The 899-nt window shown below is 69.1% G+C and carries 1 pseudogene; it reads left to right on the top strand.

From position 1 onward, the window contains the following. Positions 1-899: pseudogene (gene dnaE2, locus AC1DWF_RS32960) on the top strand (error-prone DNA polymerase); the annotation flags it as partial.

Here is an 899-nt window from a genome sequence, read left to right as displayed (position 1 = left end):
GGCTCTGCGGGGGCGCCTCGCGCTGCCGCTCCTGGTGGCCGCAGCAAGCACCGCACAGGGGGCCGGCAGGGCTCGTCTCGACCTGCTGGCCAGGATGGCCTCCCGGGTCGGTGGGCGCCTCCTCGCGACCAACGATGTGCGGTTCCACGAACCCGGCCGGAGGCGCCTGGCTGACGTGCTGACGGCCATTCGTCTCCGCAAGACGGTCAGCGAGATCGGCTTCGCGGCCGAGAAGAACGGYGAKCGRCACCTCAAGCCCSCSGCCGAGATGGCCCGACTGTTCCAGGATCATCCCGAGGCGCTGGCGGCTTCCATGGAGGTTCTGGAGGCGGCCTCCGGGTTCTCGCTGGATGAGCTGCGCCACGAGTATCCCGACGAGATCCTCGATCCCGGGCTGACGCCGCAGGAGACGCTTACGGCGCGAGTCGCATCTGCCGTGGCCGAGCGTTGGCCGGACGGCGCACCGCACGGGATACCCGCCCGGCTGGATCACGAGCTGACGTTGATCGCGCAGCTCGACTACGCGCCGTATTTCCTGACGGTGGACGAGGTGGTCCGCTTCGCCCGGCAGCGGGGCATCCTSTGCCAGGGSCGRGGCTCSGCKGCCAACTCCGCCGTCTGCTAYGTSCTCGGSATCACYGCYGTCGACCCCRSSAAGCACGAYCTGCTYTTTGAGCGCTTCGTGTCSGCCTCCCGSGCCGAGCCRCCGGAYATCGACGTGGATTTCGAGCACGAGCGSCGKGAGGAGGTGATCCAGCACATCTACGAACGATATGGCCGGGACCGCGCCGCCATCGTGGCGACCGTCATTCGCTATCGGCCGAAGTCTGCAATCGGGGAAGTCGGCAAGGCGCTGGGCCTGGCCAAGGACGTGACGGACCGGCTCGCCGGCGCCATGT

It is taken from the genome of Aminobacter sp. P4_D5, from assembly GCF_056401815.1.
The sequence above is the reverse complement of the archived record's forward strand: the minus strand, read 5'-3'. Positions and strand labels throughout refer to the sequence as shown.